The organism is Microcoleus sp. K5-D4 (genome assembly GCF_036704575.1).
GTDB lineage: Bacteria > Cyanobacteriota > Cyanobacteriia > Cyanobacteriales > Microcoleaceae > Microcoleus.
On sequence record NZ_JAUBSD010000052.1, the window covers coordinates 12089 to 27241 of the forward strand.

Genomic DNA, 15153 nt, shown 5'->3' on the forward strand with positions numbered 1-15153 from the left:
GTTTAGGGCAAAATAAGCTGTTTCGCATCTAAATTTTATTTTTTGGGCGGGCTAGAAGCCCACCCCACAATAAAATTCAATTCTTGTGGAAGAGGCATCTTGCCTCTTCCAAAAAATGGTGCCTGATGTGAGTAAAACCTGATCGCACTCAAGAATCGAAAGGCTTAATCCACGATCGCCCGATCGCCCAATCCAATACCAAACCCGCGATCGCAAACAATATCACACTCTCAACACCGCGAACCGCAAACGGCAATAAATCCTGTAGGGCGGGCATCTTCCCGGGTTCAAAAAACAATCCAGCATCCAATTGTCCAAAAGCCCGCACCAACCCAAAAGCAAACACCGCACCAGATTTAAGCTGCGGGTTAACATCTAGGCGAATCGCATAGCGGTAAGTCACGCCGAACAAAAAACCGCCCAAAAGTGCGATCGCCCCTCTGAAGGCAAAATTTAGGTCAATTTCCCTTACCTGCAAACTCGCCAGAGAATCCAACCTATCCGCCAGAATTAAGCTATTACCAAGGGCGATCGCCCCAAAACCAAGCAAACAAGAAAAAGCAGCAACACTCCCTGCCTTCAAAGATTCTACCCGTTCAGCCGCACTAAAATTTGACGAATCCTTCACAGCGCCCTCATTTCAAAAATGGCTCAAATTGACTTATCATAAGGTTTGGAGTCACTTTGTACAGTTTGTTCAATAAATAGCTATGGATATTTTGTCACTCGGTTGGGTTTCGGTGCTAGTTCTGTTCTCCTTCTCAATTTCAATGGTCATTTGGGGACGCAACGGTTTCTAGATTCCACAATAGCTTGCGGGGCAAGCTTTTTAACGGCCCCGCATTTTTTTGAAATCCTATTTAATACAATCAAAATAACAGGAGTTGGAAACATGACAGGCAAAAAAATCTTAATGTTAGTCGGCGACTTTGTAGAAGACTACGAAGTAATGGTTCCCTTCCAAGCACTGCAAATGGTAGGTCACACTGTCCACGCCATCTGCCCCGAAAAAGCCGCCGGCCAAAAAATTCGCACCGCTATTCACGACTTTGAAGGCGATCAAACTTACAGCGAAAAACCCGGTCACAACTTCACTTTAAACGCGACTTTTGACGAAATCAACCCGGCAGACTACGACGCTTTGATTATCCCCGGAGGACGCGCCCCAGAATACATCCGCCTCAACGAACAAGTGCTGCAAATTACCCGCTACTTTGCCAACAGCAAAAAGCCGATCGCATCTATTTGTCACGGCTTGCAAGTCCTAACTGCAGCAGGCGTACTCGAAGGCAAACGCTGCACCGCATACCCCGCTTGCAGCCCCGACGTACTCCGGGCCGGCGGCAAATATACAGAAGTTCCCGTTACCGAAGCCGTAGTCGATGGCAATTTAGTCACCGCCCCCGCGTGGCCAGCACATCCTAACTGGCTGGCTGAATTCCTAAAAGTTTTGGGAACGAAGATCGAACATTCAGAGAAAGTCGAAGTATGACTATCTTCACAGTCAAAGTTAAACCGAATTCCAAACAGCAAAGCATCGCAGAACAACCCGACGGCAGCCTCACAATACATCTCAAGTCGCCGCCCGTTGATGGTAAAGCAAACCAAGAATTAATCATGCTGTTGGCGAAAAAGTTTAAAGTGCCGAAATCTGCGATCGGCGTTAAATCCGGTTTTTCTTCGAGAAATAAACTTGTGGAAATTCCCATCGAACCTTTAATAGAGAAATAAAGGTAATAACAAATCTATCTAAAGAGGGATATAGACTCAAATTTAAAAGTATATATTAATAGTTGTAGAGTTAGAATAAAAAATTATGAGCATTGAAAATAGAGTCGAAGCAACAGCGAAGAATATTGAAGGCAAAATCCAAGAAGCTGCTAGCGAAGTTACCGGCAATCAGAAAGATAAATTAGAAGGTCAAGCCAAGCAGGATGAAGCATCAGCTATTCACCTGAAAGAAGACCTCAAAGATAAAGCAAAAGAGATTGTAGACCGAGCTTAGTAACAGTATTCCCTACAAGTTTCCTGCCTACTAAATCCCGCCAACGATATGTTTGCGGGATTTTTTATAATGATCGTAAATTATTTGTACCAATATCTTGGGGTGGGTTTATCAACATTATATCATTTCCCGTTACATCGGAATGATGTTAACTGTTGACGCCGTGAACAGTCAACAGTCACCAGTGAACTCGAATTTACTATTCGGATGCTAACGGATTTGATATTATTGGTGCGTGGTAAAATTCATGGGCGAACCGCCCCTACAGATTCTAGTAATTCATAATGCAAAAGCATTAATTTTGTGGCTGGAATTGTTTCCCTTGCATAAGTTCTGCCCTCTCGATGAGAAAATTATACCTCAAAAGCACTGCCATCAAATTCCATCACGACTGTTCCTACTTGTCCTTTATATAATTTAATGATTTGTTTTGTTTCAAAATGGGTTGCTTCTAAATCTTCAGTTAAAGCAACAATATCTAGGTCTTTAATTGTTTTCATTATTTTCACCTCACTTTTTGACTTGGTGGGGCGCGGGTTTATCAAGATTAGTCCTGGAGGCAGAAACCGGGTTTTTACCGAAATATTGCACCCCTGCCTTTAAGTAGCAGTGAAAAACCCGGTTTCTTTGGTTCTGATGCGTCAGTTCTAAAGATTATTGGCGCGTGGCAAAATTCACCCGTGAACCCGCCCCATGCCTCATTAGATTGGCGATTTTCGATAAAAATTACCAATCATATCAAATCTGTTAGCATCGGAATTATTCCTATCTCTATTCTCGACCTCTGCGTGAATCAGCGTCAATTCCTTGTCATCTGCGTTAATACATTCTCTTTTTTTCACCGCAGATACAGGCAGATAAACACAGATTAACGCAGATGAATTAGATCGATTCCGGTTGCAGCCTCCGTAATTGGTGACTGTTGACTGGATTTTACAATTCCGATGCTACCGGAATTGATATCAATCTAAAATCTAAAATTGCCCCATGCTCATGCCAATAAAAAAGCCAGGGATGGATATCCCCAGCTCGAAACATAGCACAATTAGTTTTGAGAGTTGGTAGGGCGATGTTTCAGAATCGACCCCACCCACTTTTACCCAAATTAAATTAGGGTAATGTCAGCAGCCGTAATGCCCGGTCTGCTATTCAGAATTGCCAGCGTAACTACTCCGTCAGCAGTACCAACACCGTTAGAGTCATATCCTAGTCGTCCAGTTGAATTTTCATAAAAGACGAACGGATCTGATGCACCCGCCCCGGCTGGACCAAACTTGCTCTCGTACACCCCACTCTCAAGCGCCAAGAACGCCTGCGAAGAAAGTCGATTCGTATTTTGCACTCCCCTCAAGTTGGGGAAGCCGTTGGAGCCATTGATTTGGAAGATAAACTTGTCTTGGCCGATCGTAAAATCGCCGATTTGGTCTGGGTTAGTACCCACGGCGCCCTCGCCGAAGTTGTTGTAGTAGAAGTTGTCATTACCCGATCCGCCAATCAGGGTGTCAGCACCAGGCCCGCCGCCGAGAGAGTCGTTACCGTCGCCGCCGATCAAATAGTCGCTACCAAAGCCGCCCAGCAGCGTGTCGTTTCCGGCACCGGCATTTAAGGTATCGTCCCCGGCTCCTCCGGCGGCCTCGGTAGCATTGGATGAGTCGCCGAACAGGATGTCATCCCCGTTACCAGTAGTGACCACATCAGTGCCGTTGCCACCAATAATGAAGTTGCTGCCTAAGGTATCGGTAATCAAGTTGGCGACTGTGCCGCTAAAGGTGACGCCGCTAGCGTAGGAGATGAAGTCGTTACCCGCAAAGTTGCCAATCACGCGATCGCGCTGGCTGCCAAAGATGATTGTGTCACTTCCCTCGCCACCGTTCATGAGGTTGGTGACGGTGAAGGTGCTGCCAGTAGTAGGATTGGTGTAGCCAATTAACAGATCGTTGCCCAGCGCGCCTTCGAGAGTAATCAAAGCAGTACCAGTTTGACCAACAAAAAAGGCCTTGCTAGCATCGATAGTATCGTTGCCATCTCCACCTGCTGCGTTAGTAAAGGTACCGCTCAGGCTGTCGTTGCCTTCACCGCCGATCATTGTATCCGTCACAAAAGCTGCAACGATCGTGTCATTGCCCACTCCGCCGTCGAGCAAGTTGCGACCCGCGAAGCCTGCAAATGAACTGGAGGCACCTACACTCGAAAGTGCAGACACCGTCGCCGACACGATGAAGTCGTCGCCTGCACCTCCCAACGCGGTATCCGAAGTGGCAAAAACGTTGATCGTGTCGTTACCGTCGCCGCCCTCAAAGAAGTTTCTGCCACTGCCAAACTCGCCGATCGCGCCGTAGAGAGAATCGTTGCCGCCTCCGCCAATCAAGGTGGTTCTCTCAATCCCGATCGTGATAGGCCTTGGATCAAAGGGGCTGCTTTGCGTAGAGTTGGTAATAAATAAGATGTCGTCGTCATTATCGCCCGACAGGTAGCTGTTGCTGGCGACACCTCTTAGGGTGTCGTTGCCTCTACCGCCAAAGAGAGTGTCTCTTACATTGATACCTACAACCAAGTCGTCGCCCAAATCACCCCGCAAGTAGTTGCTGCCTTCATTGCCAGCGAAGCCAATACCCAAGGCACCATCTAAAGAAAGGTTGTTACCACCGCCTGCGATGAAGAAGCCGATCGCGTCATTGTCCTTACCGCCGTAGAGGGAGTCTCTTCTCTGGGCCCCTCCCAGCATCGTATCTGCGCCCTGATTACCAAACATCAGGTTAGCTTCAACTGTACCTTGGAGGAAGTCTTCTCCCAAACCGCCGGCCATGGTAGCCTGGGCTTCAGCGACTATGGTGTCCAAGCCTGCGTCGCCAAACAGCAAAGCCGGAGTGCGCTGAGATCTGATTGAATCTTCGTCGTCGCCGCCGTATATGGTATCGTTCGGGCCAACTGAAATCAGAGTATCGTTATCGCCTTGGCCAAATATTAAGCTGCCGCCCAGGGTGGAAGTTCTAACGAAATCCGCCCCAGCTCCGGCGAATACTGTATCCGGGCCTAGTCCCGGAAGGTTTAAATCTAGTTGATTAGGATTGTCATCTAACGTTGTCATAAAGCTTCACTCCTCTACTTGTTGGTCATCGCTGGTGCGACTACAGACACTGCCTAGAACACCGAATGTTTGGATTCCGCTGTAGTTTAACCTGTTTGCCAGCCGCAAGTCTAGCCTACTGGCGTTAACCCTGTCTAGACTTTCTCCCTCGCGGATTTTTTGCTTGTAAGCTTTTATTTTCAAAGTCTTCACCCTTTAATAATCCTGGTGCACTGTCTCAGGTGCTCACGCTCCATAAGACGCGGCTCATATTCTTAATGTTCCATTCTGGATTGGCGGTCGGGGATCGCGTCCGGGGGAGGAAATTAAAGATTAAAAAAGGCAGATCTGGGTGATCGGGAAGACAAGGGAAATAGGGAGATTTGTTACTTGGTAACAAGGCTTTGTGGCAATTTCCGGTTTTCCAGGCAGGGCCGTCATTTAATAATTCTGGCCCGGATTGAACTCCGTATGGCTCCGGGCTTTAAAAGTCTACGCCCCGCTTTAGTTCTACGCCCCGATCGCCGTAGTGTTTGTGACAGTATACCTCGGAGTGTACGCTTGCCAAGTCAAAGTAAGCGTGGGGTTTGTGGCAGCGCCCGGTGATAATAATTTCTGTATCCCGCGGCTTGCGTAGCAGGGCTTCGACGATCGGCTCTACCGGCAGCAGTTCTAAGTCTACTGTGGGATTGAGTTCGTCGAGAATAATCGTTTTGTACCAGCCGCTGGCGATCGCACATTTGGCGATTTCCCAGCCGCGTTCTGCTTCTATGCAGTCTAGCTCTTGCTGTTGCCCCCGCCAAACTATAGCATCTCGGCCGCACCGCTGGTGGTCTACTAGCTGCGGGTAGCTTTGGCGCAAAGCTGCGATCGCCGCATCTTCTGTATAACCGGTGCCACCTTTTAGCCACTGCACGATTAACACCCGGTGAGATTGGTCTTGACTGATACCCCTACCTATTGCCTGCAAAGCTTTGCCCAAAGCGCTCGTAGACTTGCCTTTACCCGCTCCAGTGTATATTTCGATACCAGAAATATGATGCTCTGCCGCTGCGGGGTGATAGTGGGGCTTCATTTCTGAGTGTAAGTCGGCAATCTCCAGCAAAGCTTCCGGGGCCGCTCGGCCTGTGGCGATGACTTCTAAATATTCTGGTTTGTTTTTGAGGGTTTGGACTACTTCGTCAACTGGCAGCAAACCCAAGTCCAATACGGGGTTGAGTTCGTCTAGTACCACGACGGAATAGAGCTCGCTGGCGATCGCTCCTTTGGCTATATCCCAGCCTCGCTGAGCTTCGGCGCGATCAAAGCGGGTGATTGCTTCGGCCCCAAAATATTCGGCTCTGCCGGTACGCACTTGGTCGATCAAGTGGGGAAATGCCCGTTGCAAGGCTTCTATTGCCCCGTCTTCGTCGTAGGAGCGGCCGGGGCCTTTGAGAAAGCGCAGCAACAAGACTCGCGTAGGCGAGTCAGAATTGATACCCAGCCCGATCGACCGCAACACTACTCCCAAAGCTGCCTGAGACTTGCCTTTACCCGCGCCGTCGTACACGTGAATCTGACCCGCGGCGCGTTCCGACCGGGATGAGGCTGTCCGAATACCAATGCCATTCCTTACCATAATCAGCAGTTGTTTGAGTCTGTATCGGGGTGGGTATTCGATCGCGCGCCTTGAATGTTTAATTTTTCCATTCTGTTGGCGGATCTCAACAGATTATACGATAACTTCTAACCCCCAATCTTTTAAGCAGCGATCTAACGCAATTAGGTGCTCAAACCTCCGGTTAAGATTATTGCGTTTGTGCTGTACAATTAAAATTTAACACGGACTGATATACCTAAAGGCTTATGATTGCGAGTGTTTTTCCATTTCGGACTGTTTTGGTGCAAATTTTAATTATGTTTTTGGCGATCGCGATCGAATCGTGGTTTTTGCAAAAACTACTTAAACTCGGCCCCAAAACCAGCATTGAATATACAGCCATCCTCAATCTATCTTGCACTTGCGTAGGCTGGTTAGTTTTCTTCGGCATTGAAAGCGTTCTTAGCAAAGAATTGCGGGAACAGCTTATCGGTTATATTTTATTAGGACGTGCGGATAATGTTTACGCTCCAATAACTATGATAGCACTCTCAGTATTAGCAGTAACCTTTCTAGCTAAATGGCAGGGATTAGAATTAATAGAAAACATGGTTTCTGGCAATAAAAAAGCTTCCAAACCTCAGTTTTTAGGACCCCCCACCCTCACCCGCCGTCCTCCCAAAAAAACTTTTCAAGTAACTACCCAGTTTGGGGGAATTTTAATCGCCCACACTGTTAGCAATATCGTTATTTTAACCGTGTTGTTTTTGCAAAGCGTCTATTGAAATTTATGATGAAGCAATTTTTTGATGTCACTCAGCAACTCACTAAGCTGACGAACAACCTTTGGGAAACCAATAAAAAAATCCAAAAGGCGATGATTCCGCCTAAAGTTGTTCACTGGAAGACTCCTTTACTACTCAGCATCTTTTTAGCTTTGCTGACAGTGGCGGCAGTCACTGACTGGCGGACGAGAACTCTACTTTTTGATATGAGCTGGTTATTTTTTACACTTTCAATGGGTTTGCTGACCAGCCAGCAACCTTTTGTGATTAAAGGAGTAAGTCTGAGTCCGTGGGTGACAAGCATTTTAATTGGGTTGTGGTTGCTGGTAAGATTGCCGTCGGATAGGAAGGAAATAGCATGGATATGCGGCCCAATTATAGCAGTAGTAGTTCTTGCTACAATAGAGGTTTGGAATAGCGAGTCAAAACGGGAAGGTATCAGGTCGTTGGTGCGCCCTCAGTTTTTGATCATTACTCTAGTTCACCTGCTGTTTTCCTGTTGGTTTGTTTTTCACTTTTTAATTCAAGGTTGGATACGACAGTACCCGAGCGTTTTATCCCAGGATTTGAGGCAAAGCGATTATGTGGTGACATTTCAACAGCCAACTATTAATCGCTCCCGAGGAGTTGTTATCCTCAATGCAATGGAGCGATACCTACAAAATGAAGCCCGCACAAAACCGTGGGCGCAGGTAGAGCAAATGTTAATAGATATGGACAACGAGCGGTTTTTTCTGCGGAATCAAGCCTTAAAAACAACTGGGGTAGTCGCAGAAGATGCGAAGTGGGATGTCAAAACTTCGATCGTCCAAGGAGATTCCCGCTATCAGTTAGAGATGGAGGCAATTTGGCTGGGGCTGGTTTTTAGACCGGAAACATATTCGTTTACCAAATCTTGCGAGGTGTTCGAGATAGGCAATAGGGCGACTGTAACCTGCGGTGCCATCAAACGCTCTCAACCCGGACAGAAAAAAGATGGAACGGCGGGCGACAGTCAAGTTTGAGCCTGTCTCACGCAGTTAGGAAAGTGTTTCAGAAGAAAGGGGAAGACGGGGAGATGGGGAGAGTATCCGAACCTGAGAGGCGCAGATGGGGAGAGTAGGAGATCGGGGAGAATCTTCCCTCGAACCTCGGACTTCTTCCTTCAAGATCCAATCCGTTAAATCCCTTAAATCCCCTACACTGCTTCCTTGCCGAACTTCCTTCTTCCTTATATTAAAGTATTGATTGCGAAAGTTTCCAGCGGGTTAATAATTAGATGAACTTGAGAAGAATCTTGACAGTCGCGACCAATGTATTTTGGGAAGTAATTCGCGATCGCATCCTTTACTTAATTATTATTTTTGCTCTGTTGATGGGTGCCTCGGTACGGTTGATACCGGAATTGGCGGCGACAACCGAGAAGAAAATTATCTTAGATGTCGGTTTGGCTGCTATGAGCCTTCTCGGTCTAATTGCCACAGTTTTTGTGGCTACCGGATTGGTCAACAAAGAAATAGAAAAGCGCACTGTTTACCTGTTAGTTGCTAAGCCGATAAGTCGGGCTGAATTAATTCTGGGCAAGCACTTAGGGCTGTCGGCGGTGCTGGCGGTGCTTGTAGCGGCAATGACTGTTATCTATCTGGCTATTCTGAGTTTGAGCCGCATTCCTTTCCCTTTGGGAAGCATTTTAATCGCTTCGCTGTTTATCTGGTTTGAGCTGTGTCTGATGGCTGGTGTCGGGATTTTATTTGGGGTTTTTAGCAGTTCCCTGCTGGCGACTTTACTAACATTTGGCGTTTATTTAATGGGACATTCGACGCGGGATTTAGTGGCTTTGGGCAAGTTAACTAAAAATCCTGGCCTTGAACAATTGATGATGGGACTTTATCTCGTTTTGCCGGATTTAGCCAGATTCAATTTGAGAAACGATGCTGTTTACGGACAAGTTCCTTACTTAGCAGGTTTGATTACAGATGCTGGCTACGGTTTGCTGTATGTGGTGCTGCTGCTGTCAATAGCGATCGCCATATTTTCCCGTAGGGAATTTTAAAACGCGCCTGCCCTACTTTCAAAAGTTTGAGTGTATCTATCAAATTATCACGCTAAAATATCAAGGAGGCGATCGCTCAGAAATCTCGACTAAAACTCAAACTTTTAATTGATCCCGAATAAGCTGTTCTGTATTTAAATAGTACCTTTGGGCGGGCTTTTCTGCCCTCCCCACAAGATCGGGACTTAGGCCTCGGGGCCCAGAAACCGGGTTTGTTACCGAATATGCGGTCTACAACGGGTCTTTTCGTAAAAAAACTCGGTTTCTAAACAATCGTGCGTAAGTCCTAAAGATGTTGAAGAGAAATCACCCTGTAAATTAGATTACGATAGCTTAGCAGTAAGAAAAATTGAAATTATGTTAGTGGAAAAACTCGAACAATTAAAAGATATTTTCGCACAAATGGAACGGGCTTTGATTGCCTACTCCGGTGGAATTGACAGCACTTTAATAGCCAAAATCGCTTTTGATGTATTGGGCGATCGCGCTTTGGCAGTGACGGCAGTTTCCCCGTCTTTACTGCCAGAAGATTTAGAAGATGCGCGGATTCAAGCTGCAGAAATTGGCATTGCCCACGACGAAGTAGAAACTCAGGAAATGGCAAATCCCAATTACACTTCTAACCCGGTTAACCGCTGCTATTTCTGCAAAAGCGAACTGCACGATACTTTGAAACCCCTAGCACTAGCAAAGGGTTATCCTTATGTGGTTGATGGGGTGAATGCTGACGATTTAAAGGATTATCGTCCCGGAATTCAGGCTGCGAAGGAACGCGGCGCCCGATCGCCTTTAGCCGAAGTAGGAATTACTAAGTTTGAAGTGCGGCAATTGGCAAAAGAATTGGGTTTGCCTTGGTGGGACAAACCGGCTCAACCTTGTTTGAGTTCGCGCTTTCCTTACGGCGAAGAAATCACCGTGGGAAAGTTGCAAAGAGTGGGGCGCGCTGAACGGTATTTGCGGCAGTTGGGACTGAAAAATTTGCGAGTGCGATCGGACGGAGATACGGCACGCATTGAGTTACCCGTAGAGGAGATTCAGGAGTTTGTGCTAAATACGGATTTGCCTGCATTGGTGGCGGTGTTTCAGGAGTTTGGTTTTGTGTACGCGACTTTGGATTTAGAGGGGTTTCGCAGCGGCAAATTAAATCAGGTTTTGCAGCCACAGTTGTTGCAGGCAGAAGGTTGATTAATTTTCACGAATACAAAAAATTCTCATGATTGATGTAGTTTGGGACATGGACAAAGGGGAAAAATGTCAATCGAACCTTTACCTTTGATGTACCAACTTATACCTTTCAAGGCTCGAATTGTTAGGATTACAGGACTCACGCAAAAGTAACGTATTTCTGTCGCCCAATGAACTCAGTGAAGCAATCTCAAAGTGGCGTTGCTTAATCACGGTATGAAGAAAATAGCTTTAAAATCCAAAAGCTTTGTTGATACTGGTTTATATGACGGGCATATTTGGCGTTTAATACCGTAAATCAGCAAAGCCTAGGATGTTTGCCGTAGATTTGGGATGTGCCCTGTAATAGCAAATCCGGTTTTAATACCCCCTTTATTTCTTACTCCCCCTTTGCTTGGACTTCGTTTGACTCTATGCAGCGGTTTCAACTGCCGATTCATAAAGAGGGTGGCTAACTTTCAACCCCCGAGTCTTATCAAGGAGTAGTTGGCTGAATTTGCTGTGGCTGCATTTGCTGTGGCTGCATTTGCTGCTGCTGATTCTCGAGCAGAAGTTGCTGCTCCTGGATTTGAATTTGCCGATTCTCAAGATCTATTTGCCGCTGTCTGTCTTCAAGCTGCAGTCTTCTGTCTTCAAGTTGCAGTCTTCTGTCTTCTGCTTGCTGCAATCTATCTTGACGTTGTTGCTCTCTTTCTAGCAACCGGTCTTCACGTTGCTCTTGTCTGTCTTGACGTTGTTCGCGAAGCTGTCTGAGCTGATTTCGCCGATCGAAATCCCCTCCCAAAAATAAGTTTTGAAAAGCGTTGATAGTTGCTTGAAACCCAGTAAAAACGCTGCTAACAGTGTTAACCCCAGTTGCTACTCCTGTTATTGGCTGCAAGAAACTGTTGATATTATCTGCTACCCTAGCATAGCCCGATCGCGCTACCAGAATCACATCGTTGTTGCGGAGAGTGGGGTTATTATTAGGATTCAACCCTTGAGCAAAATCCACCTCGATCGTGCGGCGAGAAACAGTACCGTTGGGGTTCAATCGCAATAGTTCTACCTTGTCTTTTTTAGCCCGCAATTGATTGAAACTGCCTGCAGTCAGTAAAGCTTGGTGCAGGGATGTACTAGGCCGCACCTGCAAAGCCCCAGGCCTAATTACTTCTCCTACAATATTGATGCTAATCGCGTTCGGAGAAAAACTGCTATTTGCCACTTGAGAAACTTCAGCTAAGTCTACAGTAGCTGCTGTCGGGATAATTACGCTATCTCCTTCTTGCAGCAAGATATCTTGAGTTGCGTCGCCTTTTTGCAGCAAATCCCACAGATTTACCATGATAGTTTGTTCATTGCCACCTCTGACTCGGCGGCGGATTTGCACGCGGCGAATGTCAGCTTCTGTAGTGATACCACCAGCAATTTTCAGTGCTCTAGTTATTGTTGGTAAGCCCACAACTGCTCCTTGCTGTTGGTCGATAGATACAAAACTCAACTCTGTTTGTTGGTTGCTCGATCGCACATCCGAAGCAAATACAGTATAAGGCCCCGGCCGGTTTACTTCCCCGACAATTACTACCCCAATTGGTTTAGTAATATCAGCGGAAAAATTAGCACTGGCTCTTTGACGGACTTCTTGAGTATTGAGAGCACTTGCTGTCGGTACAAAAATTGTATCTCCATCTCGAATGGTAACGTCTTGACGCAAATTTCCCGTGTCTAAAAAATCCTGCAAATCAACAGTAGTAACTTGAGCCGGCCCGCCTCTGCGGGGACGGCGAATTTGGACATTTCGCATATCTCCTGCTGATGTCACCCCTTGTGCAAGTTGCAGCATTTCCATCAAAGTCGGGAATTTTACTCCTCCTCCGGTTCCTTCTCTAGTGGGATTAATCTTGTAGGAACCCGGGCGAGTAACTTCACCGGCAAGACCTATATTTAGGGGGCGAGCGGCGACCAGAGTCACGGTAACAACGGGAACATTGATGAAGGGTTCGTATCGCTGGGTAATCACGTTAGCAGCTTGTTGCAGGGTCAACCCTTGAATTGAGACGCTGCGAATGATTGGCAAATTGAGCGTCCCGTCAACTAACACTTGATATTCTCTGCTGAATTCAGGGACGCCGAATATCTCTAAAGCAATGCGATCGCCCGGGCCTAAAGTATAAGCTGCTTCTTGTGTCAGCGAACCAAGATTGCCGCTCGGTGGCAAACTCGAACCCGGAGGTGGCGGCGGCGGTACTCTCGGTTGGTTTGGGTTCCTAGCGGGCGCAGGATTTCTGACGGCAGGCAACTGAGCTATAGTGGGTAGCGAACTCAATAGCACCAGGAGTGCTGACAAACTCAGACTTGTAGCGGTTTGAACGGTAAGTTTCATCTTTCTTCCCTGGTTGCAGCCTGCCATTGAACGAGAGCAATTTAGCTAGTTGATTTTAGTTTATTTTCCCTGCTGTCCAGTGTAGCCTCGCTTCGCTGCAAAATCCACAGGTGGAAGCATAAAAATTGTGCGATCGCACTTAACTATTTTGCCCCTTTTTTGTAAAGAAAGTGTAAAGCCCGACAACTGTTCTCAGGATTACGCTCTTGTTTGAGCAAAATTTTTCATACATAACTCGCGATACAAATCAACCCACCAAAGAAAGGGGATAGGAAAAAACCACCCTGATTTGAGGTAAAATGTTAAATAATTCTATCTGCAGGACAAAGACAAGTGTCACTAAAATTGGATAAAGTAATTCCCTGGGGACGCTGCTTGGATGAATACATAGGAATGTTTAGCTTGACATCAAGTGACCTCAAACTAGCAATTATTGATTGTGCGGGCGGCCCGGCGAGTTTCAATGCCGAAATGACTCGCCAAGGTAAAAAGGTAATTTCTTGCGATCCAGTGTATCAGTTTACTGCGGTAGAAATTGGCGATCGCATCCAAGAAACATATCAAACTGTGATTGACGGTGTTAAAGCCAATTTAGACGGCTACCTGTGGAACAATTTTGAATCGCCGTACCAGCTAGGCGAAGTGCGAATGAAGGCGATGCAGGAATTTTTAGAAGATTTTCCATCAGGCTTGCAGCAAGGCCGATATATTAATGCTGAGCTGCCAGTTTTGCCTTTCGAGAACAGTCAATTCGATTTAGCTTTGTGCAGCCATTTCTTATTTGCTTATTCTCACCTGCTTTCCGAAGAATTTCATCTGGAAGCTATTACAGAAATGTGTCGGGTTGCGAAGGAAGTCCGGGTATTCCCTCTATTGCAGAGTTTTAGCGGGGAGGAATCCGATCACTTAAATCCGACGATCGCAGAATTGAAAAAGAGAAGTTTTAGTGTAGAAATTCAAGAGGCTCCTTATGAGTTTCAAAAAGGCGGGAATAAGATGCTGCGAGTTAGCAAAAAAAGCTCTGCCTAAAAGTAAGCATAACTTATTGTGCTGTTATGGAAACCAAATAACAGCCGTTAATTCGCCAACTATTATCAAACTGTTTTTCCATGAGATAAATGGCTCGGATTGGAATGCCTTCCGAGTCCAGCAACAGCACCGGCTGAGCGGGAATTCCTTCAACAGTGGCGAGGTCTTCAAATAATACCGAGCGCGGACGGTAGACAGCTTCATAGGCAATTTTTACCATGTGCATAAAGTTTTCTGCTGTGCGAAACTGCTGCTGAATTCCGGGACTGGCGAAGGCAAAAGCCCCAGCAGCATCGTCTTTTTGAAATGCTTGCAGTTGCTGTTCTACGACTGAGCGAATGGTAGCGCGATCGCTATCAGTAATGTGCATAATTAATTTTGATAAGAAAGTGCTGTTAGTGCTGGGCGCGTCCAAATTACTCAGGGCCTGGCAATTCGCGATCGAGCCCTAGACTATTTGCCCATTGCTTAACCCGATCGTGCCCAATGCCCGTCTTGTTTGTCTGGTAATCTTGCAAGGCTGCGAGACTTTGGGCGATCGTTTGTTCTTCGCTGAGGGGTTGAAACTCGTTGGCTGTGTCAATTTCTCCAGTAATTCTAATCAAAAACCGCAGAGCTTCATTTACTGCTTCAGAATCGGGAAACATCTCTGCAACATCCGGTTCTAAACGAATATTTACACCACCAAAGGTCTTTCCTCCATATCCTACCCTTCTTACACGCAACTTCCTCAAATTATATTCCGACCGAAGATCATCGTCCATCCCTGTTTCATCCTTATTCATAAACTTATCGCTCCACTCTTGTTACTTTTCTGGCGCTAATCATAGGAAGAAAATCTGTTCTTTCTGCCTACGATACTATCAATAAATTACATTGCTAGGACTCTCGAACAATAATATAGCGAGCTTTTTCATCAGACCGATCCGGAGCTTAGAAATCGATGTAGAGGGGATCTTCAAAAACCATTCTGGCTTCCTCAAATGAGATCCCATGCTTGGACAAATTTACCGCAGCCTTGTTTTCATCCCACTCGAATTTCATAAAGATCCCAAATCAGCATCTTTGATATAAGATTACAACATCAAGAAGCCAAATTCAAACCAACT

18 protein-coding genes are annotated in these 15153 nt (G+C 46.3%); 9 read left to right on the plus strand and 9 right to left on the minus strand.

Annotated elements, in window-relative coordinates:
- Window positions 1-148 precede the first annotated feature (148 nt).
- On the minus strand, window positions 149-628 hold the full coding sequence (locus QUA77_RS17070; protein ID WP_333451388.1) for a hypothetical protein: 480 nt from the start codon (window positions 626-628) through the stop codon (window positions 149-151).
- 82 nt (window positions 629-710) lie between these two features.
- Here QUA77_RS17070 and petN point away from each other — a divergent pair, with 82 nt between their 5' ends.
- From petN to QUA77_RS17090, 4 genes are all read left to right on the plus strand, one after another.
- A complete protein-coding gene (gene petN / locus QUA77_RS17075; RefSeq protein WP_071883976.1) occupies window positions 711-800 on the plus strand; it encodes a cytochrome b6-f complex subunit PetN in 90 nt (29 codons plus the stop codon).
- Window positions 801-892: 92 nt separating this feature from the next.
- On the plus strand, window positions 893-1492 hold the full coding sequence (locus tag QUA77_RS17080) for a DJ-1/PfpI family protein (protein WP_333451390.1): 600 nt from the start codon (window positions 893-895) through the stop codon (window positions 1490-1492).
- Entirely contained in the window at window positions 1489-1731 is a 243-nt protein-coding gene (locus QUA77_RS17085) for a DUF167 domain-containing protein (RefSeq protein ID WP_333451392.1), read from the plus strand. The genes QUA77_RS17080 and QUA77_RS17085 overlap by 4 nt, the downstream gene beginning before the upstream one ends.
- Window positions 1732-1816: 85 nt before the next feature.
- Window positions 1817-2005 carry a CsbD family protein gene (locus QUA77_RS17090; RefSeq protein ID WP_333025464.1) on the plus strand — a complete coding sequence of 63 codons (189 nt, stop codon included), beginning with the start codon at window positions 1817-1819 and terminating at the stop codon, window positions 2003-2005.
- A 353-nt stretch (window positions 2006-2358) separates the two neighbouring features.
- Here QUA77_RS17090 and QUA77_RS17095 read toward each other — a convergent pair whose 3' ends face one another.
- The 4 genes from QUA77_RS17095 to QUA77_RS17110 all read right to left on the minus strand — a co-directional run bounded on the left by QUA77_RS17095 (window position 2359) and on the right by QUA77_RS17110 (window position 6690).
- Window positions 2359-2505: a DUF4926 domain-containing protein gene (locus QUA77_RS17095; RefSeq protein WP_333039385.1), complete on the minus strand. Its 147-nt coding sequence runs from the start codon at window positions 2503-2505 to the stop codon at window positions 2359-2361.
- 605 nt (window positions 2506-3110) lie between these two features.
- The gene (locus tag QUA77_RS17100) at window positions 3111-5093 is read right to left on the minus strand and encodes a calcium-binding protein (protein ID WP_333451394.1); all 1983 of its coding nucleotides are present in this window, start codon (window positions 5091-5093) and stop codon (window positions 3111-3113) included.
- A gap of 6 nt (window positions 5094-5099) precedes the next feature.
- On the minus strand, window positions 5100-5276 hold the full coding sequence (locus QUA77_RS17105) for a hypothetical protein (protein ID WP_333060313.1): 177 nt from the start codon (window positions 5274-5276) through the stop codon (window positions 5100-5102).
- Window positions 5277-5556: 280 nt separating this feature from the next.
- Window positions 5557-6690, minus strand: coding sequence for a cob(I)yrinic acid a,c-diamide adenosyltransferase (locus QUA77_RS17110; RefSeq protein ID WP_333039380.1), 1134 nt, complete (start codon window positions 6688-6690; stop codon window positions 5557-5559).
- A gap of 227 nt (window positions 6691-6917) precedes the next feature.
- Between QUA77_RS17110 and fraC the strand changes: the two genes are divergently transcribed.
- The 4 genes from fraC (at window position 6918) to larE (ending at window position 10653) form a co-directional block, all read left to right on the plus strand.
- Window positions 6918-7436 carry a filament integrity protein FraC gene (fraC, locus tag QUA77_RS17115; protein ID WP_333451396.1) on the plus strand — a complete coding sequence of 173 codons (519 nt, stop codon included), beginning with the start codon at window positions 6918-6920 and terminating at the stop codon, window positions 7434-7436.
- A gap of 5 nt (window positions 7437-7441) precedes the next feature.
- Complete coding sequence (locus QUA77_RS17120; RefSeq protein ID WP_333039378.1) at window positions 7442-8440, plus strand: DUF5357 family protein; 999 nt, start codon at window positions 7442-7444, stop codon at window positions 8438-8440.
- 254 nt (window positions 8441-8694) lie between these two features.
- Window positions 8695-9468 (plus strand): ABC transporter permease, encoded by a 774-nt coding sequence (locus QUA77_RS17125; RefSeq protein WP_333039375.1) that lies wholly within the window; start codon window positions 8695-8697, stop codon window positions 9466-9468.
- Between the two features lie 357 nt (window positions 9469-9825).
- On the plus strand, window positions 9826-10653 hold the full coding sequence (gene larE, locus QUA77_RS17130; protein WP_333451398.1) for an ATP-dependent sacrificial sulfur transferase LarE: 828 nt from the start codon (window positions 9826-9828) through the stop codon (window positions 10651-10653).
- Window positions 10654-11128: 475 nt separating this feature from the next.
- Here larE and QUA77_RS17135 read toward each other — a convergent pair whose 3' ends face one another.
- Window positions 11129-13015, minus strand: coding sequence for a polysaccharide biosynthesis/export family protein (locus QUA77_RS17135; RefSeq protein WP_333451400.1), 1887 nt, complete (start codon window positions 13013-13015; stop codon window positions 11129-11131).
- Window positions 13016-13348: 333 nt separating this feature from the next.
- On the opposite strand from QUA77_RS17135, the gene QUA77_RS17140 reads away from it, so the two are divergent.
- Entirely contained in the window at window positions 13349-14044 is a 696-nt protein-coding gene (locus QUA77_RS17140; protein WP_333451402.1) for a class I SAM-dependent methyltransferase, read from the plus strand.
- A 13-nt stretch (window positions 14045-14057) separates the two neighbouring features.
- On the opposite strand, the gene QUA77_RS17145 is transcribed toward QUA77_RS17140, so the two are convergent.
- The 3 genes from QUA77_RS17145 to QUA77_RS29345 all read right to left on the minus strand — a co-directional run bounded on the left by QUA77_RS17145 (window position 14058) and on the right by QUA77_RS29345 (window position 15088).
- On the minus strand, window positions 14058-14414 hold the full coding sequence (locus tag QUA77_RS17145) for a DUF4864 domain-containing protein (protein ID WP_333039367.1): 357 nt from the start codon (window positions 14412-14414) through the stop codon (window positions 14058-14060).
- A gap of 46 nt (window positions 14415-14460) precedes the next feature.
- Entirely contained in the window at window positions 14461-14829 is a 369-nt protein-coding gene (locus QUA77_RS17150) for a hypothetical protein (protein WP_333451404.1), read from the minus strand.
- A gap of 148 nt (window positions 14830-14977) precedes the next feature.
- Window positions 14978-15088 (minus strand): BrnT family toxin, encoded by a 111-nt coding sequence (locus QUA77_RS29345; RefSeq protein WP_445302084.1) that lies wholly within the window; start codon window positions 15086-15088, stop codon window positions 14978-14980.
- Between the last annotated feature and the right edge of the window lie 65 nt (window positions 15089-15153).

Bases quoted from the DNA above. Each gene is read 5' to 3' on its own strand.
- petN (WP_071883976.1), top strand. From the start codon at position 711: ATGGATATTTTGTCACTCGGTTGGGTTTCGGTGCTAGTTCTGTTCTCC.
- QUA77_RS17080 (WP_333451390.1), top strand. From the start codon at position 893: ATGACAGGCAAAAAAATCTTAATGTTAGTCGGCGACTTTGTAGAAGAC.
- QUA77_RS17085 (WP_333451392.1), top strand. From the start codon at position 1,489: ATGACTATCTTCACAGTCAAAGTTAAACCGAATTCCAAACAGCAAAGC.
- QUA77_RS17090 (WP_333025464.1), top strand. From the start codon at position 1,817: ATGAGCATTGAAAATAGAGTCGAAGCAACAGCGAAGAATATTGAAGGC.
- QUA77_RS17095 (WP_333039385.1), bottom strand. From the start codon at position 2,505: ATGAAAACAATTAAAGACCTAGATATTGTTGCTTTAACTGAAGATTTA.
- QUA77_RS17100 (WP_333451394.1), bottom strand. From the start codon at position 5,093: ATGACAACGTTAGATGACAATCCTAATCAACTAGATTTAAACCTTCCG.
- QUA77_RS17110 (WP_333039380.1), bottom strand. From the start codon at position 6,690: ATGGTAAGGAATGGCATTGGTATTCGGACAGCCTCATCCCGGTCGGAA.
- fraC (WP_333451396.1), top strand. From the start codon at position 6,918: ATGATTGCGAGTGTTTTTCCATTTCGGACTGTTTTGGTGCAAATTTTA.
- QUA77_RS17120 (WP_333039378.1), top strand. From the start codon at position 7,442: ATGATGAAGCAATTTTTTGATGTCACTCAGCAACTCACTAAGCTGACG.
- QUA77_RS17125 (WP_333039375.1), top strand. From the start codon at position 8,695: ATGAACTTGAGAAGAATCTTGACAGTCGCGACCAATGTATTTTGGGAA.
- larE (WP_333451398.1), top strand. From the start codon at position 9,826: ATGTTAGTGGAAAAACTCGAACAATTAAAAGATATTTTCGCACAAATG.
- QUA77_RS17135 (WP_333451400.1), bottom strand. From the start codon at position 13,015: ATGAAACTTACCGTTCAAACCGCTACAAGTCTGAGTTTGTCAGCACTC.
- QUA77_RS17145 (WP_333039367.1), bottom strand. From the start codon at position 14,414: ATGCACATTACTGATAGCGATCGCGCTACCATTCGCTCAGTCGTAGAA.
- QUA77_RS17150 (WP_333451404.1), bottom strand. From the start codon at position 14,829: ATGAATAAGGATGAAACAGGGATGGACGATGATCTTCGGTCGGAATAT.
- QUA77_RS29345 (WP_445302084.1), bottom strand. From the start codon at position 15,088: ATGAAATTCGAGTGGGATGAAAACAAGGCTGCGGTAAATTTGTCCAAG.